Origin of the sequence: Cyanobium sp. N5-Cardenillas, from assembly GCF_024345515.1 — a bacterium.
In the GTDB taxonomy this organism is placed as follows: domain Bacteria; phylum Cyanobacteriota; class Cyanobacteriia; order PCC-6307; family Cyanobiaceae; genus Cyanobium.
Map to the genome: position 1 here is coordinate 1 of NZ_JAGQBG010000013.1, position 25,745 is coordinate 25,745.

30 protein-coding genes, 1 tRNA gene and 1 other RNA gene are annotated in these 25,745 nt (G+C 68.7%); 17 read left to right on the plus strand and 15 right to left on the minus strand.

Annotation, left to right across the window (positions count from 1 at the left end; genetic code table 11):
• Together KBZ04_RS02000 and rimM are read right to left on the minus strand one after the other, a co-directional pair.
• Positions 1–191, minus strand: a 191-nt coding sequence (locus tag KBZ04_RS02000) for a sugar phosphate nucleotidyltransferase (protein ID WP_254990235.1), incomplete at its 3' end; no start/stop codon positions are given.
• A 91-nt stretch (positions 192–282) separates the two neighbouring features.
• Positions 283–876: a ribosome maturation factor RimM gene (gene rimM / locus KBZ04_RS02005; RefSeq protein WP_254990236.1), complete on the minus strand. Its 594-nt coding sequence runs from the start codon at positions 874–876 to the stop codon at positions 283–285.
• Positions 877–914: 38 nt separating this feature from the next.
• Here rimM and KBZ04_RS02010 point away from each other — a divergent pair, with 38 nt between their 5' ends.
• Positions 915–1,118 carry an NAD(P)H dehydrogenase subunit NdhS gene (locus KBZ04_RS02010; protein ID WP_409995924.1) on the plus strand — a complete coding sequence of 68 codons (204 nt, stop codon included), beginning with the start codon at positions 915–917 and terminating at the stop codon, positions 1,116–1,118.
• On the opposite strand, the gene rnc is transcribed toward KBZ04_RS02010, so the two are convergent.
• The 4 genes from rnc to KBZ04_RS02030 form a co-directional block, all read right to left on the minus strand.
• A complete protein-coding gene (rnc, locus tag KBZ04_RS02015; RefSeq protein WP_254990237.1) occupies positions 1,096–1,851 on the minus strand; it encodes a ribonuclease III in 756 nt (251 codons plus the stop codon). The genes KBZ04_RS02010 and rnc overlap by 23 nt on opposite strands.
• An 11-nt stretch (positions 1,852–1,862) precedes the next feature.
• An RNA gene (rnpB, locus tag KBZ04_RS02020) (RNase P RNA component class A) lies at positions 1,863–2,267 on the minus strand.
• Positions 2,268–2,299: 32 nt separating this feature from the next.
• Positions 2,300–3,145, minus strand: a complete 846-nt coding sequence (locus KBZ04_RS02025; RefSeq protein ID WP_254990238.1) for an HpsJ family protein — start codon at positions 3,143–3,145, stop codon at positions 2,300–2,302.
• Between the two features lie 75 nt (positions 3,146–3,220).
• The gene (locus tag KBZ04_RS02030) at positions 3,221–3,991 is read right to left on the minus strand and encodes a hypothetical protein (protein WP_254990239.1); all 771 of its coding nucleotides are present in this window, start codon (positions 3,989–3,991) and stop codon (positions 3,221–3,223) included.
• 238 nt (positions 3,992–4,229) lie between these two features.
• On the opposite strand from KBZ04_RS02030, the gene KBZ04_RS02035 reads away from it, so the two are divergent.
• The 4 genes from KBZ04_RS02035 to KBZ04_RS02050 all read left to right on the plus strand — a co-directional run bounded on the left by KBZ04_RS02035 (position 4,230) and on the right by KBZ04_RS02050 (position 5,562).
• Positions 4,230–4,303, plus strand: a tRNA-Arg gene (locus tag KBZ04_RS02035).
• A gap of 66 nt (positions 4,304–4,369) precedes the next feature.
• Entirely contained in the window at positions 4,370–4,621 is a 252-nt protein-coding gene (locus KBZ04_RS02040) for a hypothetical protein (RefSeq protein WP_254990240.1), read from the plus strand.
• A gap of 105 nt (positions 4,622–4,726) precedes the next feature.
• Complete coding sequence (locus tag KBZ04_RS02045; RefSeq protein ID WP_254990241.1) at positions 4,727–5,044, plus strand: hypothetical protein; 318 nt, start codon at positions 4,727–4,729, stop codon at positions 5,042–5,044.
• Between the two features lie 38 nt (positions 5,045–5,082).
• Positions 5,083–5,562 (plus strand): hypothetical protein, encoded by a 480-nt coding sequence (locus KBZ04_RS02050; protein WP_254990242.1) that lies wholly within the window; start codon positions 5,083–5,085, stop codon positions 5,560–5,562.
• Positions 5,563–5,577: 15 nt separating this feature from the next.
• On the opposite strand, the gene KBZ04_RS02055 is transcribed toward KBZ04_RS02050, so the two are convergent.
• Positions 5,578–8,139 carry a glycogen/starch/alpha-glucan phosphorylase gene (locus tag KBZ04_RS02055; RefSeq protein ID WP_254990243.1) on the minus strand — a complete coding sequence of 854 codons (2,562 nt, stop codon included), beginning with the start codon at positions 8,137–8,139 and terminating at the stop codon, positions 5,578–5,580.
• Between the two features lie 134 nt (positions 8,140–8,273).
• Here KBZ04_RS02055 and KBZ04_RS02060 point away from each other — a divergent pair, with 134 nt between their 5' ends.
• Positions 8,274–10,214: an NAD-binding protein gene (locus KBZ04_RS02060; RefSeq protein WP_254990244.1), complete on the plus strand. Its 1,941-nt coding sequence runs from the start codon at positions 8,274–8,276 to the stop codon at positions 10,212–10,214.
• A complete protein-coding gene (locus tag KBZ04_RS02065; protein WP_254990245.1) occupies positions 10,211–12,049 on the plus strand; it encodes a pyruvate kinase in 1,839 nt (612 codons plus the stop codon). The genes KBZ04_RS02060 and KBZ04_RS02065 overlap by 4 nt, the downstream gene beginning before the upstream one ends.
• Before the next feature lie 29 nt (positions 12,050–12,078).
• Here the strand turns inward: KBZ04_RS02065 and KBZ04_RS02070 are convergent, their stop codons facing one another.
• Positions 12,079–12,294, minus strand: coding sequence for a hypothetical protein (locus KBZ04_RS02070; protein ID WP_254990246.1), 216 nt, complete (start codon positions 12,292–12,294; stop codon positions 12,079–12,081).
• A gap of 229 nt (positions 12,295–12,523) precedes the next feature.
• On the opposite strand from KBZ04_RS02070, the gene corA reads away from it, so the two are divergent.
• From corA to KBZ04_RS02110, 7 genes are all read left to right on the plus strand, one after another.
• A complete protein-coding gene (gene corA, locus KBZ04_RS02075) occupies positions 12,524–13,621 on the plus strand; it encodes a magnesium/cobalt transporter CorA (RefSeq protein WP_254990247.1) in 1,098 nt (365 codons plus the stop codon).
• A 169-nt stretch (positions 13,622–13,790) separates the two neighbouring features.
• Positions 13,791–14,825 (plus strand): PstS family phosphate ABC transporter substrate-binding protein, encoded by a 1,035-nt coding sequence (locus tag KBZ04_RS02080; RefSeq protein WP_254990248.1) that lies wholly within the window; start codon positions 13,791–13,793, stop codon positions 14,823–14,825.
• 18 nt (positions 14,826–14,843) lie between these two features.
• Positions 14,844–15,803 carry a CHAD domain-containing protein gene (locus KBZ04_RS02085; protein WP_254990249.1) on the plus strand — a complete coding sequence of 320 codons (960 nt, stop codon included), beginning with the start codon at positions 14,844–14,846 and terminating at the stop codon, positions 15,801–15,803.
• A gap of 77 nt (positions 15,804–15,880) precedes the next feature.
• Positions 15,881–16,513 (plus strand): Crp/Fnr family transcriptional regulator, encoded by a 633-nt coding sequence (locus tag KBZ04_RS02090; protein WP_254990250.1) that lies wholly within the window; start codon positions 15,881–15,883, stop codon positions 16,511–16,513.
• A 44-nt stretch (positions 16,514–16,557) separates the two neighbouring features.
• The gene (locus KBZ04_RS02095; RefSeq protein WP_254990251.1) at positions 16,558–17,250 is read left to right on the plus strand and encodes a response regulator transcription factor; all 693 of its coding nucleotides are present in this window, start codon (positions 16,558–16,560) and stop codon (positions 17,248–17,250) included.
• Positions 17,251–18,351 carry a sensor histidine kinase gene (locus tag KBZ04_RS14165; protein ID WP_261350814.1) on the plus strand — a complete coding sequence of 367 codons (1,101 nt, stop codon included), beginning with the start codon at positions 17,251–17,253 and terminating at the stop codon, positions 18,349–18,351.
• Position 18,352: 1 nt separating this feature from the next.
• Entirely contained in the window at positions 18,353–19,549 is a 1,197-nt protein-coding gene (locus KBZ04_RS02110; protein ID WP_254990252.1) for an aminotransferase class I/II-fold pyridoxal phosphate-dependent enzyme, read from the plus strand.
• A 20-nt stretch (positions 19,550–19,569) separates the two neighbouring features.
• Here KBZ04_RS02110 and KBZ04_RS02115 read toward each other — a convergent pair whose 3' ends face one another.
• Genes KBZ04_RS02115 through KBZ04_RS02130 form a run of 4 tightly spaced genes read right to left on the minus strand, consistent with a single transcriptional unit; the run spans position 19,570 to position 21,489 of the window.
• Complete coding sequence (locus tag KBZ04_RS02115) at positions 19,570–20,283, minus strand: hypothetical protein (RefSeq protein ID WP_254990253.1); 714 nt, start codon at positions 20,281–20,283, stop codon at positions 19,570–19,572.
• Positions 20,280–20,645 (minus strand): ExbD/TolR family protein, encoded by a 366-nt coding sequence (locus KBZ04_RS02120; protein ID WP_254990254.1) that lies wholly within the window; start codon positions 20,643–20,645, stop codon positions 20,280–20,282. Before KBZ04_RS02120 ends, KBZ04_RS02115 begins: the two co-directional genes overlap by 4 nt.
• Positions 20,642–20,995 (minus strand): hypothetical protein, encoded by a 354-nt coding sequence (locus tag KBZ04_RS02125; protein ID WP_254990255.1) that lies wholly within the window; start codon positions 20,993–20,995, stop codon positions 20,642–20,644. The genes KBZ04_RS02120 and KBZ04_RS02125 overlap by 4 nt, the downstream gene beginning before the upstream one ends.
• Positions 20,992–21,489, minus strand: coding sequence for a MotA/TolQ/ExbB proton channel family protein (locus KBZ04_RS02130; protein WP_254990256.1), 498 nt, complete (start codon positions 21,487–21,489; stop codon positions 20,992–20,994). Before KBZ04_RS02130 ends, KBZ04_RS02125 begins: the two co-directional genes overlap by 4 nt.
• A 134-nt stretch (positions 21,490–21,623) precedes the next feature.
• Between KBZ04_RS02130 and cysK the strand changes: the two genes are divergently transcribed.
• The 3 genes from cysK (at position 21,624) to KBZ04_RS02145 (ending at position 23,453) form a co-directional block, all read left to right on the plus strand.
• Positions 21,624–22,604, plus strand: coding sequence for a cysteine synthase A (gene cysK, locus KBZ04_RS02135; RefSeq protein ID WP_254990257.1), 981 nt, complete (start codon positions 21,624–21,626; stop codon positions 22,602–22,604).
• A 37-nt stretch (positions 22,605–22,641) separates the two neighbouring features.
• Entirely contained in the window at positions 22,642–23,076 is a 435-nt protein-coding gene (locus KBZ04_RS02140; RefSeq protein WP_254990258.1) for a hypothetical protein, read from the plus strand.
• A 95-nt stretch (positions 23,077–23,171) separates the two neighbouring features.
• Positions 23,172–23,453: a 2Fe-2S iron-sulfur cluster-binding protein gene (locus tag KBZ04_RS02145; protein WP_254958765.1), complete on the plus strand. Its 282-nt coding sequence runs from the start codon at positions 23,172–23,174 to the stop codon at positions 23,451–23,453.
• Between the two features lie 15 nt (positions 23,454–23,468).
• On the opposite strand, the gene gorA is transcribed toward KBZ04_RS02145, so the two are convergent.
• The 3 genes from gorA to KBZ04_RS02160 all read right to left on the minus strand — a co-directional run.
• The gene (gorA, locus tag KBZ04_RS02150) at positions 23,469–24,827 is read right to left on the minus strand and encodes a glutathione-disulfide reductase (RefSeq protein ID WP_254990259.1); all 1,359 of its coding nucleotides are present in this window, start codon (positions 24,825–24,827) and stop codon (positions 23,469–23,471) included.
• Complete coding sequence (locus tag KBZ04_RS02155; protein ID WP_254990260.1) at positions 24,824–25,480, minus strand: pentapeptide repeat-containing protein; 657 nt, start codon at positions 25,478–25,480, stop codon at positions 24,824–24,826. The genes gorA and KBZ04_RS02155 overlap by 4 nt, the downstream gene beginning before the upstream one ends.
• A partial coding sequence (locus KBZ04_RS02160) for an ArsR/SmtB family transcription factor (protein ID WP_254990261.1) occupies positions 25,458–25,745 on the minus strand: 288 nt, incomplete at its 5' end. The genes KBZ04_RS02160 and KBZ04_RS02155, both read right to left, overlap by 23 nt.

Genomic DNA, 25,745 nt, shown 5'->3' on the forward strand with positions numbered 1-25,745 from the left:
TTGCAGATCAGCAACGGCGGCGCCAGGTCGGGCAGGCCCTGCAGCCGCTGCTGGGTCTGCTGCAGGAGGGTTTCCTCGGTGGTGCCGGCCAGGGGCCAGTACTGCTTGGGGTAGCTGGCCCGGGACAGGGGCCAGAGGCGGGTGCCGGTGCCGCCGCAGAGGATCACCGGAACCAGGGAGGGGGAGGCCATGGATGCCGCGCTGTCCCGCAGGACCATCAGTCGGGCCCATTCAACCCGAGCTGGCCCCGGCCGTCAGCGTTCCTGTGCACCCGGGGCCGATTCAGAGGTCGAGCAGGCCGGGGGGCGGCGTCAGGCCGATCCAGCCCTCCGCCAGGTTCACCTCCGGCACGATCGCCGCCACGAAGGGGATCAGCAACCGCCGGCCCCCCGCCGTGAGCTCCACCTCCAGCAGATCGTTGCCGGCATGGATCAGGTCGGTGACGGTGCCGAGGGACGCCTGCGGCTCCTCCAGCAGCCGCACCTGCAGACCCACCAGATCAAGCAGGTGGAACTCCCCCGGCTCCAGGCTGGGACGGTCGTCGGCGGACACCAGCAGGTGCTGGCCCACCAGGGCTTCGGCGCCGGTGCGGTCGCTGACGCCTTCGAGGCGCAGCACGAACAGGTTCTTCCCCGGCAGGGGCCGGCCGGCCAGCAGCCGCACCGGCCGCGGTTCGCCCTTGGGGGCCTGCAGCCAGCGCATCCCAGGCCTGGTGAAGCGCTCGGGGAAGTCGCTGAGGGGCAGCAGGCGCGCCTCACCGCCCATGCCCTGGGCCGCCACGAACCGGCCCACGGCCATCAGCTCCCCCGGATCGGCCCCGGGGACCTCGTTGCTGGTGTCGGCCACGGCCTGAGCGCTTGCTTCGCGGCGCATCATCGCAACGGGCCTCCAGGCACCGATAATGGCCCCACTTGATGGCTCCTTCCGGAAGCTCCGCCATGGCCAGCAGTCCGATCCTGCCCGGTTCCACCGTGGTGGTGCGCGATCCCCGCTCGATCTACAACGGCTACCAGGGCTTCGTGCAGCGCATCAGCGGGGTGATGGCGGCGGTGCTGTTCGAAGGCGGCAACTGGGACAAGCTGGTGACCGTGCCCCTCAGCACCCTGGAGCAGGCCTGAGGTCGAAGGCCTCCAGGGCTGCCCTGGCCGCCTGCTGCTCCGCCTCCCGGCGGGAGCCGCCCCGGCCCTCCCCGCTGAGGTCAGCCACCTCCACGCGGCATTCGAAGCGTTCCGGATCCCCGTGCACCCGGCTGCGCTCCTGGCAGTGGTAGGCGGGCAGGCCCTTCCCCTGGCCCTGGCTCCATTCCTGCAGCGCCGACTTCCAGTTGTGGCGCAAAGGATCGGCCAGCAGTTCGGCAGCGCTGGCCTGCCAGTGGGGGGCCAGCCAGTGCTGCACGGCCACCAGCCCGCCCCGGGGCCCGCCGCCCACGGTGTAGATGGCGCCCACCAGCGCTTCGCAGCATTCGGCCAGCACGGTGGCGCGGCCGGCCCGGTCGCCGGCGGCCATCGCCCCCAGCAGCAGCACCGGCTCCAGGGCGATGGCACGGGCCAGATCGCTCAGCCAGCGGTCGGACACCAGCTGGGCCCTCAGGGCGGAACTGTCGCCCACGCTCAGGGACGGGTAGGCCGAGCGCAGGAACTCGGCGGCCGCCAGGCGCAGCACCGCATCGCCGAGGAACTCCAGGCGGTCGTGATGGCGGGGCAGCCCCGTGGAGCTGTGGGTGAGGGCCTCATCCAGGGTGGCCAGGGCGCCGGCGTCGGCGGCCGGATCAAGGGGCAGCAGGTCGTTGCCGCTGTCGAAGCCGAGACTCTCCAGAAAGGCCAGGAGCTGCTGGCGGCGTTGGGGAGTCATCGTGGGGCAAGGGGGGAAAGCAGGACGTAAGCCGGGTTCTGTTCTCCCCTGCCGGTGGCAGGGGGGGTGATCATCTGTCTGGGACCGCCGTCACCGGCGGCCTCGAGCGGCGCATGGGAATCGGGACGGGGAAGATGGCCAACCGCTGTCCCTGGGCCTTGCTCCCAGCCGGGGTTTACCAAGCCGGCACCTCTCGATGCCGCTGGTGCGCTCTTACCGCACCTTTGCACCCTTGCCTGTGCACCGGGCAAGCCCGGGCCATCGGCGGTGTGTTTCTGTGGCACTGTCCTCACGGTCACCCGCACTGGGCGTTACCCAGCAGGCCTGGCCATTGGGGAGCCCGGACTTTCCTCAACCGGCCGCGGCCATGGCCCGAGGGCCGCACCGCACCGATCGCGATCACCTCGCCTGCTTTCCGACGTCAGTGTAAGGAGCCCGCCGCACGGCCTCAAACCGTGCGGCTGCGCCGGCGGGTCTTGTTGCCGAACAACCCCTGGGCCTTCTCCAGCAGGGTGGGGTCGCCTTCACGGACCTGGGCGAAGGCGGCGAAGCCGGCCGCGAACAGCAAGGACTTGATGCAGTTGTTCGCAGCTTCGCCAATGAAGTTCTGCAGGCGCTGGGAACGGGCCTGATCGGTCCGGTAAACGAGGGCGTTGAAGCGGGAATCCGCCTGGGCCACGATGGTCTGCTTGAAGGAGAGAAACGGCTGATTCAGCTTGGGCGGAAGATTGATCGGCTGGGTCAGTTTTCCGAGCAAGGCGCGCAGCTCCTGCTCGCTGCTGGTGGCCTCGAGCTGGCGTTTGAACTTCTTCCAGGCGGCCTGGGTTCGGCCTTCTTCGCTCGATTTCTGCTGCAGGACACGCATGCCTGCATACAGCTGAACCGGTATCAGCACCAGGTAGAGAATCGCCACCCAGGTGCAGATGTTGCGCAGTAACTTCACGTTGCCGTGGGCGGGCTGGGAGGCGCCGGGGAAGGCGCTGGCGGTGCAGATCAGGAGGGTGCCGATCAGCAGGGAAAAGCCTGCTCCGGTCAAGGCGCCAGAGAACTGCAACTGCCAGGCGGGGTCGAGCAGCCGCACCGGAAGCGAACCGAACACCAGCATGACGAGCCCGAGGCCGATGGAAATCAGGCCAACGACGGAAAAGGCCTGGGCGGCTTCTTTGCGGATGCGGACCTCGGTGCTGCCGGAAAAACTGGGTTCAGTCGCATCCATACCTGGGCTTTTCTCTGCTGGCAGGGCCAAATCTAGCTTTGCGCGGCGTTTTGTCAGGAGCAGCGCCCCTGGGAGCAAGGAGTCGTGACCCGATGACGGCCAAAAAAAATCCCCCACCGGAGTGGGGGAGATGGAAACCGGAAGGAGCGAAGCTCAGACGGTTTGCTTGATACGGCTGCGCAGCTTGCGGGAGAAGCCGAAGGCGGCGGCGGCACCCAGGATGGGCAGGGGGCCGGGCACCTTCTGATCGATGAACTTCTTGGTCACCGTGTCGCTGAAACCAGGGGTGAAGTTGTTGGCGATGTCGTCAACAAAGAGCTCGGAGATGAAATCAGCCACGACAGGCTGGTCATTCACGGGGAAGGACACCGGACCGTTGTCAAACTGATTCAAGCCAGCCCTGGAGCTTTCGGTGTCGATGGTCGGACCGTCGGTGATGGCTGTCAGGGTCTTCGTCCAGGCGGGAACGTTATCGCCGACGGCCGAGTTGAGGGCATCGGTACGGATGCTCGCAAGGCTCTGACCAGAGTTGAGGGCGTCAAACACCGTCATGGTGTAGCCGAACGTGTAGGTGCCGGGGAGGAAGGCACCGAAGGCGGCCAGGGTGTGGTTGGCGCCCACGTTCTGGAAGAGGAAGGCGGCGTTGCTCAGAGCACCGTTGCTGTCGTTGGTCAGGAAGAAGTCGCTGTAGATCTTGTCGCCGATCTGGCAGGCGAACTTCTCGGTCATGCTGAAGATGGTGGAGCCGGCGACCGTGTTGTTACCGCACTGGGCAACGACGGCGGTGCCTTCAACGCCACCGGGGAATCCGCCGGAGGGGGCGTTGATGACCTGGGCTTGGGCCGAGGTGGCGCCGAGGAGAGAGGCGGCCAGGCTTGCGCTGAGCGCTGCCCCAAGGCCTATAGGCGTTCTGAGCGAAAGCATGGTGGGTAAGAGGAAAGGAGTCGTACCGCCGAAATACTACCACCTCTCACCCGTTTCACAGAATCCGCCCGTTGTCGTTCGTAAACCCGCACAACCTGGCGGCGCCCCTGTCCAGGCCCCCCAGTCCAGCCTTGGGTTTTCGGGGGCGACGTCCGTGCAGGGCTCTTGCTCTGTTCCGCGGTCAGGGCGTCCGGCGCTGGCCTTGGCGGGGTCCTACAGCCTTCATAATCAAGGGTAAGGGGCTGTAGCTCAGCCGGATAGAGCGACGGTTTCCTAAACCGTAGGTCGTGGGTTCGAGTCCCGCCAGCCCCGTTGCCAGAGCCGCTGACGCCCCCCACGGCCGGACGGCTTAGATTTCCTTGAGCAATTCTTAAGGCCATGGCCCCTCGTCCCTACGCCAGCCGCTGGCTGGCCGTCCCAGCCGCGTTCCTTGCCGGCGTGGCGGTGTCATCGGGGGTGGCCATCGCCCAGCAGCCCAACATGCAGAACGCCCTGAATGCGCTGTTCGGCGCCAGGTCGTCCCTGCAGATGGCTGCCCCCAACAAGGGTGGGCACCGTGACCGGGCGATCGCCCTGGTCAACCAGGCGATCGCCGAGGTGGAAGCCGGCATCGCCTACGCCGGCAACTGAACACCTGGCCAGGCCCGAAACGCCAGGCCCGTAACCTGCGCTACCGATGGTGGCCTTCCCCAGACCGGACGCTCCCGCTAGCGTGAGTTCAGTCGTCAGCAGTGGATGACCCAGCTTCACGACCTGCGCCTGCGGTTGCTGGTGCAACAGGAGAGCGAGGCCATCGCCGATGCCCATCCCGATGAGCTGGATCTCTCCGTGGTTCAGGCCCGCTGCCTCTGCTGGCTGGCCCTGCTCGCCGACGCCCATGAGGAGCAGGCCAGCGATGCCGAACGCCGCGGCGACGTTGAACAGGCCATGGGCTGGTTCGCCGATTCCATGCGCCTGCGTGACGTGATTCAGGTGGTCAGCTCGATCGAAATCCCCCTGCCGATGCTCAGTGAGGCGGGGGATCGGCCCGATCAGGGCCCCCTGGCGGCCTGACGGTGCCATGATGGTCGTTGAATGAAAGAAGGGACGCGGTGCCAGAAGAGCCCTGCCAATGTCCTGATTGCCAGCGGTTCTATCGGGAACACGACCGGCTGATCCGAGAAAATCCAAGCCTCCGCCAACAGCAGGAGCTCAACTGGGCTGCCCTGCAGTCGTTCCGCACCCTGGCCGGCCGGGTGCTGGAGGAGCTCCAGAAGCAGCACGGCGACGGCGACGCCCCCCCCAACCCTGCGGCCCCCGAGCCTGGACTGCAGGAGGCCAGTGGCGAGGCCCTGCCCGAAAGCGATGCCATCCAGCAGGCCATGGCCGACCTGGAGAACATCAACGCCCACCTGTTCTCCATCGAAGCGCTGATGGAGCGCATCTTTGATGTGCGGGTGCCCGAGCCCGTGGAGCAGACCTTCCGGGAGGTGGCCGGCGAACTCGCCCCCGATCCCCTCAACGCCGACCGACTGCGGCTCAACCGCCTCCTGCACCAGACGCCCGATCTGCCCGATCACCGGGGCGGCTGAACCGCCCCGGCCCCTTCACTGGGCCGCCGGCAGCTTGCGGCCCTTGGCCGGGGCCTCGTCGATCTCGCAGGTGATGGTCACGGGGAATTCCTCGGTCTTCCAGATCCGCTCGCTGTACTCCCGGATCGAGCGATCCGAGGAGAACAGGCCACTGCGGGCGGTGTTCAGCAGGGACATCCGGTTCCAGCGGGGGCGGTCGGCCCAGGCGTCGCTGACCGCCTGCTGGGCCTGCAGGTAGGCCGCGAAGTCGGCCAGCACGAAGAAGGGGTCACGGCCGGTGAGGTTGTCCAGCAGGGGCCGGAACAGTTCCTTGTCACCGTTGCTGAAGTGGCCGCTCTCGATCAGGTGCAGCACCTCCGGCAGCTCCGGGGTGGAGCCGATCAGCTCCCAGGGCCGGTAGCCCTCGTGTCGCAGCTGGGCGATCTCCTCGGTGGTGCGGCCGAAGAGGAAGAAGTTGTCGGCCCCCACCTGCTCGCGGATCTCGACGTTGGCCCCATCGAGGGTGCCGATGGTGAGGGCGCCGTTCATCATGAATTTCATGTTGCCGGTGCCGGAGGCCTCGAGGCCGGCGGTTGAGATCTGCTCGGAGAGGTCGGCGGCGGGGTAGACGCGCTCACCGAGTTTGACGTTGTAATCGGCCAGGAAGATGACGCGCAGACGGCCGTCCATGTCGGGGTCGGCGTTCACCACATCGGCGATGCCGTTGATGAAGCGGATGATCAGCTTGGCCATGGCGTAACCCGGGGCGGCCTTGCCGCCGAAGATCACGGTGCGGGGTGCGAGGCCATCGGCGAGGCCGTTCTTGATGCGCAGGTACTGGGCGATGACCTGGAGGGCGTTGAGGTGCTGGCGCTTGTACTCATGGATGCGCTTCACCTGCACGTCGAACATCGAGGCCGGATCCACCAGCACGCCCGTGTGGCGGTGGATGTAGTTGGTGAGGTGGCGCTTCACCGACAGCTTGGTGGCCCCCCAGTTCTCCAGGAAGCCGCTGTCCTCGGCGTAGCGCTCCAGCTGGCGCAGCTCATCAAGGTTGCGCACCCAGCCGTCGCCGATCGAGGCGTCCAGCAGGGCCGAGAGCTGCGGGTTGGCCAGGGCCACCCAACGGCGTGGTGTCACGCCGTTGGTGACGTTGGTGAACTTCTCGGGCCAGAGGGCGGCGAATTCGGGGAACAGGTCCTGCTTGACCAGGGCGCTGTGCAGGGCGGCCACCCCGTTGACGTGGTGGGAGCCGACGGTGGCGAGGTGGGCCATGCGGACGGCCCGCTCGCCGGCTTCATCGATGATCGACAGGCGCCGCAGCACGGCGTCGTTGCCGGGGTACCGGAGGCGCACCTGCTGGAGAAAGCGGTGGTTGATCTCGAAGATCAGCTCCAGGTGGCGGGGCAGCAGCGACCCGAACAGATCGAGACCCCATTTCTCGAGGGCCTCGGGCAGCAGGGTGTGGTTGGTGTAGGAGAGGCAGGCGGTGGTGATGGCCCAGGCGGCGTCCCACTCGAGGTGCTTGTCGTCGAGCAGCAGCCGCATCAGCTCGGCGACGGCGATCGAGGGGTGGGTGTCGTTGAGCTGGACGGCCCAGTGCTGGGGAAAGTCCTGGATGGGAATGCCGCGGGCATCGAGGCTGCGGATCATGTCCTGCAGCGAGCAGCTGACGAAGAAGTGCTGCTGCATCAGGCGCAGGCGCCGTCCTGCATCGGTGCCGTCATTGGGATAGAGCACCTTGGAGAGCGTTTCCGAGCCCACCTTCCTTTCGACGGCGCCGTAGAAATCGCCGCTGTTGAAGGTCTGGAAGTCGAAGGATTCGCAGGCCTCGGCCCGCCAGAGACGCAGCCGGTCGCAGGTGTTGACCCGGTAGCCCAGCACCGGCACGTCGTGGGGAATGCCGATGGCATGCTCGCCCGGGACCCAGCGCACCCGGTCGATGCCGTGGTCGTCGCGGTAGCTCTCGGTGTGGCCGCCGAAGCCGACGACACAGGCCTTCTCCGGTTGAACGATCTCCCAGGGCCAGCCGCCCTTGAGCCACTTGTCGGTGATCTCCACCTGCCAGCCGTCGCGGATGAGCTGGTCGAAGATGCCGAACTCGTAGCGGATGCCGTAGCCGGTGGCGGGGATCTCGAGGGAGGCGAGGGATTCGAGGAAGCAGGCGGCCAGGCGGCCGAGGCCGCCATTGCCCAGGCCCGGCTCCTCCTCCACGTCGAGGATCTCCTCGATGTCGTTGATGCCGAACTGCTTGAGGGCCTCGGCGGCCTCCTCCTGGATGCCGAGCATCAGCAGGTTGTTGCCGAGCTGGGGTCCGATCAGGAATTCGGCCGAGAGGTAGGCCACGATCCGCTTGGGATTGGCGGCGATCGCTTCGATGCCCGCCAGGTAGCGGGTCATGAGCCGGTCGCGCACGGCGTAGCTGAGCGCCATGTAGAGGTCGTGGCGGTCGGCCTCCTGCACCCGTCGGCCCAGGGAATAGAAGAGGTGCTCGATGAGGCCGTCGAGCAGATCCTTCGCCGCCAGGCCGTTGCGCTGGGGATCGGCATAGGTGCCGGGCTCGGGGAGGCCCATCACGGGGGCGAGGGTGCTGGTCATGGCTGGACGGGCATGGGCACAGTCTCACCTTCACCACGGATGGTTAAGACCCGGGGGAAGCGGCATCAACGTTGGCTTGGGAAGATGGGAGAGCCCGCCAGCGTTCCATTCCCGACCCTGTAGCCCAGCCCGGGGTGACCATTGCTCCGTCCTCCAGCCCCGGGGCGTCCTGCCCACGGGAGGGCTCGGTGCTGATCTGTGGCCTGGGATCCCTGGGCCAGGCCTGCCTGCTGCGCCTGCTGCCCTTCGACGTACCGCTGCGCTGTCTGGACCGGGAGCGGCCGGACTGGCGCGATCCCCGCCTGGAGGAACGCTTCGGATCCACCCTGGTGCTGGGGGACATGCGCCTGCCCCATGTGCTCTCCCAGGCCGGGGTCGAGACGGCCCGCGCCGTGCTGCTGCTGAGCAGTGAAAGCACGGTCAACGTGGAAGCGGCCCTGCAGGTGAGGTTGCTCAACCCCACGGCCGACCTGGTGGTGCGCTCCTCCGGCCAGCTGGCCAGCCTCGGGGCCCTGCTCGAGGAGCGCCTGCCCGGGGTGGCCGTGGTGGATCCCCTGCTGCTCACGGCCGGGGCGATCACCGAGGCCCTCCGGCCCGGTGACCAGGAGGCCTGCTTCCGGGTGGATGGCCAGTCCTACCTGGTGGTGGAGGGAAACGACCCGGCCCGCCGGCAGCAGCGCAGCCTGCGCCAGGACGGCCCGGGTCCGGCCCGGCCCCTGCAGGTGCTGCCGATGGGCTCGCACCACCACCGCTCGGCGGAGGCGGTCCCCGCCACGACGGCCAGGGGCCGGTGGTTGGCCCTGCGCCGCGGCCTTGGGGCTCCGCTGCGCCTGTGGCGGCAGTGCAGCCGGCTCCAGCAGATCGGCTTGCTGGTGATCCTGGCGTTGATGGCCCTGGGTCTGGCCCTGTTCTCCGCCGGTGGCGGCTGGAGGCAGGGGGTGTTCGTCACCCTGGCGCTGCTGCTGGGGGAGTTCGTCGATCCGGTGAATGTGCTGCTGCCCCCGGATGACGGCATCGCGGCGGCGTCCCCCTGGCTGATCGGCGTCACCCTGCTGTATTCCCTGGTGGGCACGCTGCTCACCTCCGCCCTGGTGGCGGTGATCCTGGAACGGTTGTTGCGCGAGCGTTTCGGACTGGGCCATCCCGGCCGCTTCCGGCGCGGCAGCCGCTGGATCCTGCTGGCCGAAGGGGACGAGCTCGCCGTGCGGGTCGCCGACAATCTGGTCAGGGATGGCCTGCAGGTGCTGCGGATCGACACGCGACCCGTGACGCCGCTGCACCGGTCGGGGCAGGTGGTGTTCCATCGCTGGGAAGCGGCCCTCGCCGCTCTGCAGCACTGCCGGCTGGAGGGGATCGGCCTGCTCTCCGTCGATCTGCTCGCCAACCTGCAGGAGACCTTCCAGCTGCAGAAGTCCTGGCCTGGGGCCCGTTACGTGATCCTCTCCCATGCCGTCGAGGCGGCCGAACAACTGGGCGACCTGCTCGGCGGCATGGCGGTGATCTCCAGCATGGATCTGGTGGCCGATGCGGTTGTGGCCACGGCCTTCGGCGAGCGGGTGGAGGAGATCTGCCGCATCGATGGGGCCAACCACCTGCTGGTGCGCTATCGGATCCAGCAGAGCGATGGCCTGTGGGGTCTGAACCTGTCCCGGGTCGAGCAGGGCTACGGGGTCACCACCATCCATCTGCTGCGTCCCGGACGGAGTTCCCCCCTGGTGTTGCCCTCCCTGGATCTGGTCCTGGCGGCGGGGGATCAACTGGTGGTGCTGGCCACCCTGGGTCAGCTGCGCCGGATCGAGCTGGGCTGCCCCGTTCCGCCCGCCTGGCGCCTGCGCCTGCAGGGCTCCCCCAGGGAAGAAGGTCGCTTCGAGGCGCTGCAGTCCCTGGCGCGGCACCTGGGCGGCGCACCGGGGACGATGGTGCCCCTGCTCGATGGAAAGGAGCACCTCACCCCGGCCCTCGACCGCGAGCTGGCCGAACAGCTGGCGGAGGAGTTGCGTCGTCAGGGCCTCCACTGCACAGTGGAAGCCGTTGCCGTGGCTGAAGCTGCAGCCAGCGAGGGCCTGCGGCCATGACGGACCCCACGGCCGCCCCGGCCCTCTGGATGCTCGACACGCTGCGGGCCCTCAGGGCCACCCTGGAGCGCATCGAGGTGGAGGAGGCCGCCTGCCTGGAGACCATTCACCCCGACTACCGGTCCAGTGCCCGCAACCTGCTGCATTTCATTGCCTTCCACCGCCATGCCCACCCGGGCCTGCCGAAGGCGCTGCGGCAGCGGGGCCTGTGTCCCCTCACCGATTGTGATGCCCACCTGCTGGCCAGTCTGGAGGCGGTGATCACCGCCCTGGAGGCGCTCGAAGGTCTGGGCCCCTCGGCGGCGACGCAGCAACAGCCGGGCGGCCCCCCCGGTCTGGGCGGTCCCGACGCGCTGGAGCAGCATTGCGACCGGCTGTTCGGAGCCCTGGCCGCCGCGGGGGTCGCCGGAATCATGGTCACCCTGCCGGCGGAGGCGGCCGAGCGTCCCGCCCTGGTCGCGGATCTGCTGACGGCGGGGATGACCATCGCCCGCATCAATTGCGCCCATGACGATCCCGGGGTCTGGGGCCGGATGGTGGACGCGCTCAGGGCGGCCCGGGTGAGCACGGGCCGCCCCTGTGCGCTCGCCATGGACCTGGCGGGCCCGAAACTGCGCACCGGCCAGCTGGCCCCCCAGCCCGCGGTGATCCGCGCCCGTCCCCCCCGCGACCGGACGGGGCGGCCCACCCAGCCGGTGCGGATCCTGGTGGTGCCGCCTGGGGCCTTGCCCCGGCCGCAGGACACGGAATCCGTGCGGCTGACGGCGCGACTGTCCAGGGCGAAGCGGCTGAAGCAGGGGAATCGCCTGCAGGGGCGGGATGCCTCCGGCCGCCGGCGCACCCTCCGGGTGGTTCGACGCGGCCCCGATGGGGTTCTGCTGCTGCAGGCCGAAAAGACCTGCCATTTCACGTCCGGCCTGGTGTTCCGCCAGCGGCACGGCAAAGCCCGGCTGCGTGTCGGTCCGCTGGCGCCGGTGAGCGGCGAACGGCTGCTGCGTCCGGGCGACGTCCTCCGCCTGACGCCGGAGCCGGACCAGGGCGGCGCCACGCTCCCCTGCACCCTGCCGGATGTCTTCGGCGATGTTGGCCTCGGCGAACGGGTGCTCTTCGACGATGGCCGCATCGGCGCCGTGATCCGTGGGGTGTCCGCCCAGGAGGTGGTGGTGGAGGTCACCATGGCCCAGGCCAGGGGCAGCCGGCTCCGCTCCGACAAGGGGATCAATTTCCCCGACAGTGAACTGCGCACGCCGGCCCTCACCGCCAAGGACATCGAGGACCTGGCGTTCGTGACGCGACACGCTGACATGGTCAGCTATTCCTTCGTGCACCGGGAGTCCGACATCCAGGCCCTGCGCCAGTGCCTGGAGGACCGGGGCCGGGGCGATCTGGCGGTGGTGCTCAAGATCGAGACCCGCCAGGCCTTTCTGAACCTGCCCCGGCTGCTGCTGGCGGCCATGGCCCACAGCGCCCCGGTGGGCGTGATGATCGCCCGGGGCGATCTGGCGATCGAGTGCGGCTGGGAGGCCCTGGCACCCATTCAGGAGGAGATCCTGCGGATCTGCGCCGCGGCGCACGTGCCCTGCATCTGGGCCACCGAGGTGCTCGACACGCTGGCCCAGCACGGCCATCCCACCCGCGCCGAGATCACCGATGCGGCCATGGGCGCCCGGGCCGATGCGGTGATGCTCAACAAGGGACCCAACATCACGGCCACCGTGAAGGTGCTGGAGGCGATCATGGCCCGCAGCGCCAGCGACCGCAGCGATCGCAACGTACCCCTGATCACCTGCCTGTCGTTCCGGAGCAACTGTGAACCCGATGCCCCACTGCCGTGAGCCTGCCCGGGGAATTCAGCGGAAACGGGTCAGTCGTTGGAGCCGTCGAACAGGGAATCGCGGGTGAATTTGAGGCCTTTCCAGATCTTCTTGATTTTCTCGTAGGCCTCGTCCTGGCTCATCTTGCCGTTGGCCTGAAGACCGACGATCAGCCCGACCTGGTCGGCGAAGGACTCCAGATTCTGATGGAACATCAGCCGCTCCGGGCTCCAGTCGCTGCCGCGGTAGCTTCCGTGGGCCTCCATGGGAGATTTGACATCCCTTTCCGGCCGGCCGAGTTCGGGATTCAGCGGTCCCGTGGAGGGCTGGTTTGTCAATATCAACGATGATCCAGTGTCCAACATAGCCAGAGCGCTTTAAGGCCCCGTAAAGGTCCGTGCCACAGCCCCAGGCCCCGCGTCGGCCCACCACAGCACGCCATACCTTCCGCCCGGCAGTTGCGGTTGAATCATGGCAACAACCGGGACGTCAGTCGTGCGACTCACCCCAGGGGCGCTGAATTCCCAGCGCCTGGAGCAGCGTCCGGCGGGCCTTCCCACCCATCTCTACGTCCACGGTGGGCTCGGGCCCACCCGGGCCGACGCGGTGCTGTTCCTGGATTCCGGGCCGGTGCGGACCCCCGCCCCCGCCATCGAGCAGCTGGCCAGCCTGCGCCAGGCCGGCACCCCCCTGTGGCTGCGCCTGCAGGGGCTGGGGGATCGCCGCTACATCCAGCAGCTCCTGGATCGCCTGGAGGTGCCGGCGGTCGTGCTGGCCCCCCTGCTCGAGGTGCCCCAGCGGCCCCAGGTGAATGGCTTGGATGAGCTGCTGCTGGTGGTGCTGCACCGGCTCAGTTTCGCCAAGGACCCGGCCCATCTGGTCAGCGAGCAGGTGGGCCTGGTGCTGCTGCCCGGCTTGCTGATCACCCTGGAGGAAGGTTGCGGTGGCGCTCCCTTCCCGGATCTCACCGACTGGCTGCTGTCCAAGTCGGGGTCAATTGCCGACAGGAACCTGGACGACATCCTGCACTTTGTCATCGATGACCTGCTCGATGATCTGTTCCCGATGCTGGAGGCGATGTCCCAGCGGCTGGATGCTCTGGAGGAATCCTCCCTGCGCAACCCCCGCCCCCTGATCCTGCGGCGCTCCTATGAATTCAGGAGCAACCTGCGGACCATTCGCACCCTGATCTGGCCCCTGCGGCACCAGATCGGCCTGCTGCTCCGCCAACGGCAACGGCTGCTGGGCACCGAGGCGCTGGAAGGCTTCCGGGACATGGCCGAACTGGTCGACCAGCTGTTCGAGGCCTGCGGGTCGCTGCGGAATCAGTGCGATGCCATCACCCAGTCCTATGCGGCCAGCGTCGGCAACAGGATGAACCAGGTGATGAAGACCCTCACGATCCTCACCAGCATCTTCGCGCCGCTCACCTTCATCGCTGGCGTCTACGGCATGAACTTTGAGAACATGCCCGAGCTGAAGTGGCATTACGGTTACGCCCTCGTCATGCTGCTGATGCTCCTGATCGCCGTGCTCCAGGCCTGGTGGCTCTGGCGGCGGGGCTGGTTCCAGGACTGGACCGGGCAGGGCTGAGGTTGGCTCGCCACGACAGCCCGTGGGGGCGGGATCCTTCTGTTGCAGCCACAATCTCTTCTTAACCCAACCCTTTGGCTTGCTGGTGCAGGATCGGCGCAGCGCCCTTCCTTTGCTGGCACGAACCATGGTCTTGAAGCTGCCTGTGACAGTCCGGTCCAGGTGCGTAATGGCCAGCAGCTGTCTTGGTGTCCTGCTCGGGGCCTGGCTGGCGCCGTCCCTGGCAACGGTGCCAGCCCGGGCCCAGACGGGGGCGGCTCCGGTGGTGCGCATTGAAGGCTCCAGCACGGTGTTTCCGATCATGCAAGAGGCCGCCAGGGCCTTCCAGAAGCGCCAGGGAGATCGGCCCGTCAGCATCGCGCTGAAGGAGACGGGCAGCTCGGCCGGGATGCGCCGCTTCTGCCGCGGGGAGATTCCGATCAGCAACTCCTCCCGTCCGATCAGCTCCAAGGAGCTGAAGGCCTGCGCCGCCAAGGGGGTCACCTTCATCGAACTGCCGATGGCCTTCGATGCCATTTCGGTGGTGGTCCATCCCAGCAACAGCTGGGCCAGCAGCATCACCACGGCCGAGCTCTCCACCCTGTGGAACCGCAAGGCCCAGGGACGCATCAAGCGCTGGAAGCAGGTGAATGCGGCCTGGCCGGATCGGCCGATCAACCTGTGCGGCCCGGGGGCCGACTCGGGAACGTTTGATTACTTCAACAAGGCCATCAACGGAGATCCAACGAATTCCCGCACCGATTACACCGCCAGCGAAGACGATAACGTTCTTGTACGTTGTGTTGAGAAAAACCCCCTGGCCCTCGGCTACTTCGGCTTTTCCTACTACCGCGCCCAGGCCGGCAAGCTGAAGGCGCTCGCCGTCACTGGTCCCAGGGGAACCTGGCCACCGACCATCGACAACGTGCAGCAGGAGCGCTACGTGCCGCTTTCGCGACCCCTGTTCGTCTACATCAACGACAAGGATCTCAGGAACCGGCCCGAGGTGCGTCGTTTCATCACCTTTACGGTCCAGGGCGGGTTGCGATTCAGTGAGAGGGCCGGCGTGATTCCCCTGCCTCCGGACACCTATCGTGTTGTGGAATCCAAGCTTTATCGCCACTTGATCGGCACCTCCTTCGGGGGCGATCTGCCCATCGGGCTCTCGATCAACGAAGCGATCCGGCGCAGCTTCGAGCAGATCCGTTCGAAATCACCCCGCTGAGGCCTCCGGGCCCCTCCCATGGCCAGCCCGCACGATGACCACCCGTTCAGCAACGGAGCGTTCGCCGTTGATCTGATCGCTCGGTTCACCGACAAGCTGGTCTCCCTGCAGGGGCCGGTGCTGGCCGACAGCGACCCCGAACCCCTGCATCAGATGCGGGTGGCCCTGCGGCGGCTGCGCACCTGCCTGCACCAGTTCGCCCCCGCCCTGCAGTTGCCCAGGGCCGTCGCCGACCCTCGCCTGGCCAAGACGGTGCGGCGGCTCGGCATGGCGCGGGACCTGGATGTGCTCAGGGAACGACTGGAGAAGGATCTGATGCCCGAGCTGCCCGAAGCGGAGCGCAAGGCCCTCAAGCCGGTGTTGAAACAGCTGCGGCGCGAGCGGGCCCTGGCCTACGAGCAGGTGGTCGGCACCCTGCAGAGCGGCGGCTATCTGAAGCTGCTGTCCCAGCTGCAGGGCTGGCTGCGGCACCCCGATCTCACGCCGCTGGGGGAGTTGCCGCTGGTGGGGTGGACCCTGGAGTGGCAGGCCCCGATGATCGCCGGGCTGTTCCAGCACCCAGGCTGGTTCATCCGCGAGCAGGAGGGGGACATGGAACGGGTACACGACCTGCGCAAGCGACTCAAGACGGCCCGTTACGGAATGGAGAACCTCGGAGCCGTCACCGGCTCGCGTTGCCGGCAGTGGGTGGTGGAACTGAGGGATCTGCAGGAGTTGCTGGGGGAACTCAACGATCTCCATGTCCTGGAACGGGCGATCGATGACCAGTTGCCGTCCGGTCTGGCCGGAAGCCTGCCGGCCCTGGAGGCCCTCCTGCGCCGCAGGGCCCAGGACTGCTGGGGGCAGTGGCGGCAGCATGCCGAGGGGCTGATGCTCCCCGAACGGCGCCGCAGCCTGTCGATGGCCCTCTGGCTTGAACGGCGCTCCGACAGCCACCTGGATGCGGCCCTGCCGGTCCTGGCCTTACCAAGCCCTTAACCAAAGTACTACCAGCTCTTTGCTCATTCCCTCGGTGTTGCTGCATACAGTTGCGTGCATCCGACGCGCTTTTCCCGATGGTATTCACGCCCTCCCGTGAATCCGGTAGCAAGGATGGATTCCGCGACCTGCTTGAGGCCAATTACCAGAAACGCAGCCTGGTTCATGTCAGCGCCGGCAGCAATGTGCCACTGCTGAAGAACAACGTCTGGCTTGTGGTTCGGGGCATGGTGAAACTCAGTGCCATCACGATTCACGGCGACGACATGCTGCTCGGGCTGGCTGGCCCCAACGAACCCTTCGGCGATCCCCTCAACGGCGTCGAGGCCTATTCCGCTTCCACCTTGGTCGATACCGACCTCCTCTGCCTGAGCTGCAGCGAGATCCGCCAGGACGGGACCCTGGCCGTGGCCATGCTGGAGGCCCTCGGCCAGCGCATCCATCAGAGCCAGGCCCTGCTGGCCCTGATGGGGCTCAAGCGCGTCGACGAACGGGTGCGCGGGTTCCTTGAGCTCCTGGCCAGCGAATACGGCCAACCCTGCGAGTCGGGCCTGCGCCTCAACCTGCGCCTGACCCACCAGGAGGTGGCCAGCGCCCTGGCCACCACCCGCGTCACCGTCACCCGCGTGATCGGCGCCCTGCGCGATGAAGGCTGGTTGCAGCTCGACGGCCAGCGCCGCCTGGTTGTCAGCTATCTCCCACGTCGTTGACACAGTTCTGGGGGCTCGCCCCCGATGACGCCGATAATGGCGCCATGCATCCCCCCCTCCTGGTCGTCGAGGACGACGACACGATCCGCGAGACGATCCGAGATGTGCTTGCGTTGGAGGGGTTCTCGGTCACGGCCTGCGGCAACGGCCGTGAGGCCCTGCGAACCCTGCAGGAGTGCCCGCCGGGTGAGGAGTTTTCCCTGGTGGTGCTGGATCTGATGCTGCCGGGCCTGGGGGGCCTGGATCTCTGCCGCCAGCTGCGCCTGGCTGGCAACCAGACCCCGATCCTGGTGGTCAGCGCCCGCGACAGCGAGACCGACAGGGTGCTTGGGCTGGAGGTGGGCGCCGACGACTACCTGATCAAACCTTTCGGCCTGCGCGAGCTGGTGGCCCGCTGTCGCGCCCTGATGCGCCGCAGCCGCTCCTTGGAGGTCACCGCCAAGGTGTTCCACCACGCCAACCTCAGCCTCTTCCCCGAGGAGTGCCGGGTCACCCGCGATGGCCTCGAGGTGAATCTCTCCCCCAAGGAGTACCGGCTGCTGGAGCTGTTCATGCAGAACCCCCGCCGCGTCTGGAGCCGCGACAAGCTGCTGGAACGGGTCTGGGGTTACGACTACTTCGGCGACAGCAAGACCGTCGACGTGCACATCCGCTGGCTGCGTGAAAAGCTGGAGGCCAACCCCTCGTCGCCCGAGCATCTGATCACTGTCCGGGGCTTCGGCTACCGCTTCGGCTGAATGGGGTTGCTGCTGGCCGGGCTGCTCGGGCTCGTCCTGGGTTGGCTGCTGGGGCGCCGCCGCCGCCGCCCCGGCCAGGGCCTTTCCGGGCTTTCCTTGCGCCAGCTGCTGGGCTGGATCGGCGAAGCCCCCGATGGCTGGTTGATCCTCGACAAGGCCGATCGCATCCAGTTGATCAACCTGCGGGCCGAACGGCTGCTGGAAGTGCCCGGGGCGGGACTGCGCCGTCAGGAACCGCTCGAGAGGGTCTGCCAGTCAACCGAGCTGCTCGAAGGGATCCGCAACGCCCGCCGGCGGGAGCGTCCCCAGCGGCTGGACTGGGAGCCCGGCGACCAGCAACTGGCGGTGGTGGTCCTGCCCGGCGATGGCGGCTGGGTGGCGGTGATGCTGCAGAGCCGCCGTTCGCTCGAAGCCCAGCTGGAGCAGCAGGAGCGCTGGGTGAGCGATGTGGCCCACGAACTCAAGACACCCCTCACGGCCCTGCTGCTGGTGGGGGACAGCCTGTCGGCCCACGTCAATGACGCCAATGCGGTACTGGTGGAACGGCTGCAGCGGGAACTGCTGCGGCTGCAACGGCTCGTCGGCGATCTGTTGGAGCTGTCCCGGCTGGAGAACTCCCTGCCGGAGGGGTTACGCCTGCGCGGCCGTGTCGATCTGCCCCAGCTGGTGCAGCAGGTGTGGCTGGGTCTGCGCCCCCTGGCGGAGCGCCGTTCCATTCGCCTGCAGCTGGCGGCCGGGTCCCCCCTGGGCGTGATGGGCGATGGCTCACTGCTGCACCGGGCCATCCTCAACCTGCTCGACAACGCCCTGCGCTACAGCCCGGACGGGGGCACGGTGTGGGTGGAGATCGAAGTGAGAGCGGGGTGGTGCCTGCTGACCATCCGCGACGAGGGCCCTGGCCTGAGTGAGGACGACCTGGAGCACATGTTCGAGCGCTTCTACCGCGGTGATCCCTCCCGGGTGCGCAGCGATCGGGGCGGCAGCGGCCTCGGCCTGGCGATCGTCCAGCAGATCGCCGTCACCCACGGCGGCCGCATCCAGGCCGCCAACCATCCCGATGGTGGCGCCGTGATGGAACTGCTGCTGCCGGCGGGGGCCTGAGATGGGGGACGCTTTCCCCCGGGCGGCAGCACGGATGGCGGCGGTGGCCGATCCGGTCATCGCCCAGGTGGGCGCCCTGATGCGCCAGCGCCCGCAGGCCCTCTCCCTGGCCCAGGGCATGGTGGCCTGGGCGCCACCGCCGGGGGTGGGCCGGGCCGTGGCCGTGGCCCTGGCCCAGACGGATCGGCGCCTCGATCGCTACGGGCCGGTGCAGGGCGAGGCGGATGTGCTGGAGGCCGTGCGCCGGGAGCTTTCCGAAGGGCGCGGCCTGGATCTCGAGGGCAGCGAGCTGCTGGTGACGGCAGGCAGCAACATGGCCTTCAACGCCATCGCCCAGGTGCTCTGCGACCCCGGCGACGAGGTGCTGCTGCCCCTGCCGTTCTATTTCAACCACGCCATGGCGATCCGCCTGGCCGGTGGCGTGCCCGTGCCGGTGGCGGCGGGGCTGGTGCCCGATCCCGACCGGCTGGCGGCGGCGATCACCCCCCGCAGCCGCGCCATCGTGACGATCTCCCCCAACAACCCCAGCGGCCTGGTGACCCCACCGGAGGTGCTGGCCGCCATCAATCGCCTCTGCCACCGCCACGGGCTGGTCCATGTGAGCGACGAGGCCTACGCCGATTTCGTCCATGGGTCGGTGCCCCATGCAGGCCCTGGCCGGTTGCCGGGCAGCGGCGGCCACACGGTGTCCCTGTTCTCCCTGTCCAAGGCCTACGGCATGGCGGGCTGGCGGGTGGGCTACGCGGCGGTGCCCCGCCAGCTGATGGGGGCCCTGGCCAAGGTTCAGGACACGGTGCTGATCTGCCCGCCCCAGGTGAGCCAGCGGGCGGCGCTGGCGGCCCTGGAGGCCGGACCCGCCTGGTGCCGCCCCCATGTGGAGGCCCTCGGCCAGCGGCGCCGGCAGTTGCTGGCCGCGGTGGCAGAGGCCCGGGAGCGCGGCCTGGCGGTGGAGCTGCTGGGTCCTCCGGATGGGGCCTTCTATGGTCTGCTGCGCTTCCCCTGTGCCCGGGATGGGGAGTCACTGATGCGGCACCTGGTGCTGGGGCATGGGGTGGCGGCCCTGCCCGGCGACAGCTTCGGCCTGCCGCCGGCCGGCGGCAAAGGCCTGCTGCGGCTCAGCTACGGCATGCTCCACGCCACGGATCTGGAGGCGGCCCTGCGGCGCCTGTTCCAGGCTCTGGCGGCCCTGGACGCGTAGGGCCGCCTGTGCCGGTGGGTTCAGGGGGTCGGGCTGACCGTTTTGCTGCTGCCCGCGGCGGCCAGCATCCAGAACGCCGTCCCCTCCGGCCACAGCAGCAGCAGCTTGCCTCCTGACACGACGGCGATGGGATCGCTGAAGGGCAGACCGGCGGCGCGGGCCTTGGCCAGGGGCAACCGCCGCCATTCCAGGCCATCCGCCGGCACGACCATCCCGCCGGGAGACTCCCCTGTGGCCGTTGCCTGCTCCCACAGGCCCGCTAAAGCCGTGGCTTCGGACGGCTCGACGGGCCGGGCCTGCAGGGCGAGGGCGAGCAGCGTGGTGGCCGCGGTGGGTTCCGCGCCGGCCCTGGAGAGGGGACGGTCCTGGGCAGCCCCCCGCTCCGCCGCCGTGGCGGTCGCCACCGGGTCCTTCGGGCGGCCCCCATGGGTGTCGTTGCCCCGCCCCCGGCTGGCCGCCCCGCTGCGGGGCTCGGCCGGCAGATCCGTCGGCGGTGGCGGCGGCAGGGAGCTGAGGGAAGGCAGGGCCAGCAGGGGCAAGGATGGCTCCCGGGCCTGCTGGCGGCTGAAGCGCAGCAGCTCGGGGGTGTCGTCCGCCGTGACGGCGGCTCTGCTGGCCACCGGACGCTGGGAAGGGCGCAGGGCCGGCAGCAGCAGCAGCCCGTTCAGGGCCAGGGCCGCCAGCAGGGGCAGCTGGAGATGGCGCCAATGGGGGAAGGACAGTCTGGCTTTCATGGCAGTTGCAGTTCCAGGGGCAGGTCCGAGCGGCCCAGCTGCCCCATCAGCCGCTGCACCACCCCCCAGGGCACGTCCCGGTCGGGAACCAACCGCAGCGTGGGGTTGCCCGGGCCGGCTTCGAGCCGTTGAAGCACACCGACCAGCTGCCCGCTGGGGACCGGCTGGTTCCACAGCCGCACCTGCCCGTCGGCGGCCAGGTGCAGGCTGACGATCCCCTGGCTCGCCGACCGCTGGGCCAGCCGCTGGGGAACCAGGATCAGCGCCAGGGTCAGCAGGGCCAGTCCCGTGGCCATCGCCCCCAGGGCCAGGGCGTCCAGCGTCGCCAACCAGGGACCATTGGGGTGGGTTTCGGCGTTCATGGTCCCTTGCCCGGCAGGGCCAGCACCACAGGAAGGGGACTGATCGCGCGCAGCTGGGCCAGGGAGCGGCTCACCTGCCCCAGCGGCAGCGTGCCGGCCGGCAGGAAGCGGATCTCGGTGCTGGCCGGCTGTGAGGCCAGCAGGCCCGGAAGCCGGCCGCGGGACACCGGCTCGCCGTTGACGAACCAGCGATCGTCAGCCGCCTGCACGATCCACAGGGCCCCGGTGAGGGCCTGCCCGCCCTGGGGGCGCAGCCGCGGCTGGCGTTCCCGGGCCAGGTCCGCCAGGGCGGCGACCGATCCGCACAGCAGCAGGGTCAGCCCCACCAGCGAGGCAAGGGCGTAGGTCATGTCGGGGGGGCCCAGGCACGGCCGAGGCGCTGCAGCCGCAGGCACTGGCTGCGTCGCAGCCATTGGTTGGCGACCAGGCTGGTGCTGGCGATCAGGCTGACGACCAGCCCGATGGCCGTGCTCAGCAGCACCTGGCCGAACCCGGCCAGGTTGGCGCCCGCCGGCAGCAGCAACTGGGGGCCGAGGCTGGAGAGCACCTGCATCAGACCGAGCACGGTGCCCACCAGCCCCAACAAAGGAGCCAGCACGACGGCGGCCTGCAGCAGCGGTTCTCCGAAGCGCATCTCCAGGTCCCAGTCCTCCAGCTTCCGCCCCGCGGCAGGCATCCCCTGGTCCGCCAGCAGCCGCTCCCACTGCTGCCGGCGGGAAGCCCGGGTGCGCCACCACTGCCACCAGTAGCGGCCCCGGTCGAGGGCCACGGTGACAACGGCGATGGAGAGCAGCAGCAGCAGCAGGGCGACGGGCCCATTGATCCCGGGGATCAGTGTCTTCAACCCTGGCGATGCTCCATGGCTGAGGACGATCGTATGGGCCGGTGTCGCCGGCGCGACGTGCCGCAGCTGCTTGACAGTCTTCTGCGAGCGAACGCTGTCTATGGTGCCCATGGACCGGATCCAGAGGGAGCGCCATGAGCCCCATCCATGCCGATAACAGCCTCAGCATCGGGCAGACCCCGCTGGTGGAGCTGCATCGCGTCACGGAGGGATGCGGGGCCCGGGTGCTCGCCAAGATCGAGGGCCGCAACCCGGCCTATTCGGTCAAGTGCCGCATCGGCGCCGCGATGATCTGGCAGGCCGAGAAGGATGGTCTGCTGGGGCCCGGCAAAGAACTGATCGAACCCACCAGCGGCAACACCGGCATCGCCCTGGCGTTCGTGGCGGCCTCCCGGGGCATCCCCCTCACGCTCACGATGCCGGAGACGATGAGCCTGGAGCGGCGCAAACTGCTCACGGCCTACGGCGCCAACCTGGTTCTCACCGAAGGTCGGCTCGGCATGGGCGGGGCGATCGGCGCGGCCCGGGAACTGGCGGAGTCCGACCCGGACCGCTGGGTGATGCTGCAGCAGTTCATGAATCCGGCCAACCCCCGCATCCACCACGACACCACAGGGCCGGAAATCTGGACGGACACCGACGGTGTCGTGGATGCGTTGGTCGCAGGCGTCGGCACGGGCGGCACCATCACCGGCGTCAGCCGCTACATCAAGACCACCCTCGGCAAGCCCCTGGTGTCGGTGGCGGTGGAGCCGCTCAACAGCCCCGTCATCCGCCAGACCATCGCCGGCGAGGACCTCAGGCCCGGCCCCCACAAGATCCAGGGCATCGGCGCCGGATTCGTGCCCGCCAACCTGGATCTCAGCCTGGTCGATCGGGTCGAGGCCGTCAGCGACGAGGAAGCGGTGACGATGGCCCGCCGCCTGATGAAGGAGGAGGGGATCCTGGCCGGCATCTCCTGCGGTGCCGCCACCGTGGCCGCCCTCCGGCTGGCCAGGGAGGAGGCCTTCGCGGGCCGCACGATCGTGGTGGTGCTGCCCGATTCCGGCGAGCGCTACCTCAGTTCGGTTCTGTTCGAGGGCATGTTCAACGAACGGGGCCTGGCCGCCGTTTGATCCCACCGACCACGCCCGCGCTTCGAGGCCATCACCGATGAGTTATCTGCGCCAGATCATGCAGCGGCTCCACGACCGCTCCACTCCGTTGCCGACGGCGGAGCGGGGTGAGGCTCCAGGCCGGCTTGAGGAGCATCTGGCCCTCTACGGCGCACGGCTCCAGGCCTGCAGCGATGCCATGCTCCAGTACGAGGCCGCCTGGCTGGATCAGCACATCGAAACCCTCGAACTCTGTGGCAGCCAGCCCACCATGCAGGCCAGTGCCGGTGGTGCCGAACGGGTCCAGGCGCTGCTGCAGGAAAGCCTGTGTTTTCGCCAGCGGCTCGAGTCCTGCCGGCGGCAGCGGGGGTTGGAGGGACATGGGGTCCGGGCCGCCGTCGTGGCCAGTGAGCATGCCTGGGAACTCACCGATCCGGCCCTGCGGCGGGCCTGGGGCTTCCCAGCCGAACCGCCCGCGGGCCCTGCCGCCTGAGTCAGGCGTGTCCCCGCTCGCGCACGCTGTACGCCTCGATACATCCACCCGGGCCAGACTCCCCAAGGATTTCCTGCGATTCCTGCTCCGGCGCCATGGCGAGCTTCACCATCAGTCTGGAAGGGGGCAAGACCTTCACCTGCCCTGACGACACCTACATCCTCGATGCGGCCGAGGAGCAGGGCATCGATCTGCCCTATTCCTGCCGGGCCGGAGCGTGCAGCACCTGTGCCGGCAAGATCCTCTCCGGCAGCGTCGATCAGTCCGACCAGAGCTTCCTGGACGATGAGCAGATCGGCGAAGGTTTCGCCCTGCTCTGCGTCAGCTACCCCCTCTCCGACTGCACCATCAAGCCTGGCGTCGAAGAGGATCTCTGAGCCGCCTGGGTCCGATCAGCCGGGCATGGTGACGAACTCCTCGGCCACCGAGGGGTGCAGGGCCATGGTGCGGTCGAAGTCGGCCTTGGTGGCCCCCATGCCGATGGCGATCGCCGCCATCTGAATGATTTCGGCGCTGTGCTCGCCCACCATGTGGCAGCCCACCACCTTGTTGGTGGCGTTGTCCACGATCAGTTTCAGCAGCACCCGGGGGCCCCGGGCCGGCAGGGCCTGGGCCATGGGCCGGAAGCGGGCCCGGTGCACGCGGATGCCGCCTGAGCCGAAGCGTTCGATCGCCGCTTCCTCGCTCAGCCCCACCCCGGCCAGTTCCGGCTGGCTGAACACGGCACTGGCCACCAGGTCGTGGTTCACCTGTCGGGGCTTGTTCCCGTACACCGTGTCGGCGAAGGCGCGGCCTTCATCCACCGCCACCGGCGTCAGGTTGACCCGATCGGTCACGTCGCCGACCGCATAAATGTGGGGCACGTTGGTGGTCTGGTCGGCATCCACCGGGATGCGATGGCCTTCCACCGCCACCCCGGCGCACTCCAGCTGCAGCCCTTCGAGGAAGGGCCGCCGTCCCGTGGCCAGCAGCACGCCGCCGCAGGGGAGCACCTCGCCGCTCTGGGTGACGAGCTCCAGGGCTCCGGGCACCCCGGTGATGGCGGCGGGGCTGTGGGCGAAGCGGATCTCGATGCCTTCGGCCTCCATGGCCTCCTGCACGGCCGCGGAGGCTTCCCGATCGAAGCCCCGCAGCAGATGGTCGCCCCGCACCAGCAGGGTCACCGCCACCCCCAGGCCATGCAGGATGCAGGCGAACTCGCAGGCGATGAAGCCGGCCCCCACCACCACCACCTGGTCGGGGAAGCGCTCCTGCAGGAACATGTCGTCGCTCACCCAGCCCAGCTCGGCCCCGGGGAACACAGGACGGTGCGGGCGGCCGCCGGCGGCGATCAGGATCCGATCCCCCTTGAGCCGTCGGCTGGTGGAGGATCCGTGAACCACCTCGATGTGGTGGGGATCGGCGAACCGGCCCCAGCCCCGCACCAGCTCGACACCGGCCTTGTCCAGCAGGCTGATGTGGAGATCATTGAGTCGGTCCACTTCGCGGCGCACGTTGGCGAGAAGCGCCGAGGCGTCGGGCCGGAAGCCATCCAGCTGCCAGCCGTAGCTGGACGCATCGGCCAGCAGGTGCCGGTAGGCCGAGCCGTAGACCAGCAGCTTCTTGGGCACACAGCCGCGGATCACGCAGGTGCCCCCCACCCGATCACCCTCCACGATCGCCACCGAGGCCCCATGGGAGGCCGCCCGCTTGGCGGCGGCCAGGCCCCCGGAGCCCGCCCCCAGGACGATCAGATCGAAGCAGTCGGTCATGGCAGCAGGGCGTCGTGGAGCAGGGTTCCATCCAGCATGGCGTCCCGGAGATCGGTGTCCCGCAGGTCGCAGCCGCTCAGGTCGGCGTCGCGCAGATCGGCCCCCTCCATGTTGGCGCCGTAGAGGCAGGCGCCGCGAAGGTCACTGCCCTGCAGCAGGGCCCCCTGCAGCAGGGCGAAGCTGAGATCGGCCCCCTGGAAATCGGCCCCTCCCAGGTCGGTGCGCTGGTCGAGGCCCCCCCGGAAGTCGGCCTCCACCAGCCGGGCGGCCCGCCAGCGGCTGTGGGCCCCCAGCACGCCCCGCAGGCAACAGCGGTGCATCAGGGCGCCGCCGAAATCGGCCCCCTGCAGCCGGGCCGCCGACAGGTCAGCGTCGTGCCAGAAGGAGCCGACGGCCGCCACGCCTGAGAGGTCGGCCCCCCAGAGCAGGGCCTGCTGGAAGCAGGCGCCCTCCACGTTGGCTCCCGCCAGGCGGGCATGGCCGAAGCGTCCTTCCTTGAAGCAGCCACCTTTCAGGTTGCAGTCGCCCAGATCGAGGGCGACCCCATCGAGATCCCCCAGCCGCAGACCGGCAAAGTCGCGTCGGCCCCCTGCCAGGGCACGTTTGAGGGCGTCCAGGTCGGCGGGGAGGTCAGAGGATGGCCGCAAGGGCATCGAGTTGCTGGCGGCGGGAGGCGAGCATCAGCTTTCTGGCCTGAACCAGGAGCTGGAAGACGCCCTTGTCGATCACTTCATAGAACACCAGGCTGCCTTCGGGACGGCGGCGCACCACACCGGCGATCGTGAGCAGCTTGAGATGTTTGGACACCAGGGCCTGGCTGAGGCCGGTCTTGTCGACGACGGCGGTGACGTTCAGCGGTCCCGGACGCAGGGTCTCGAGCACGGTGAGGCGGTTGGGTTCGGAGAACACCTTGAAATA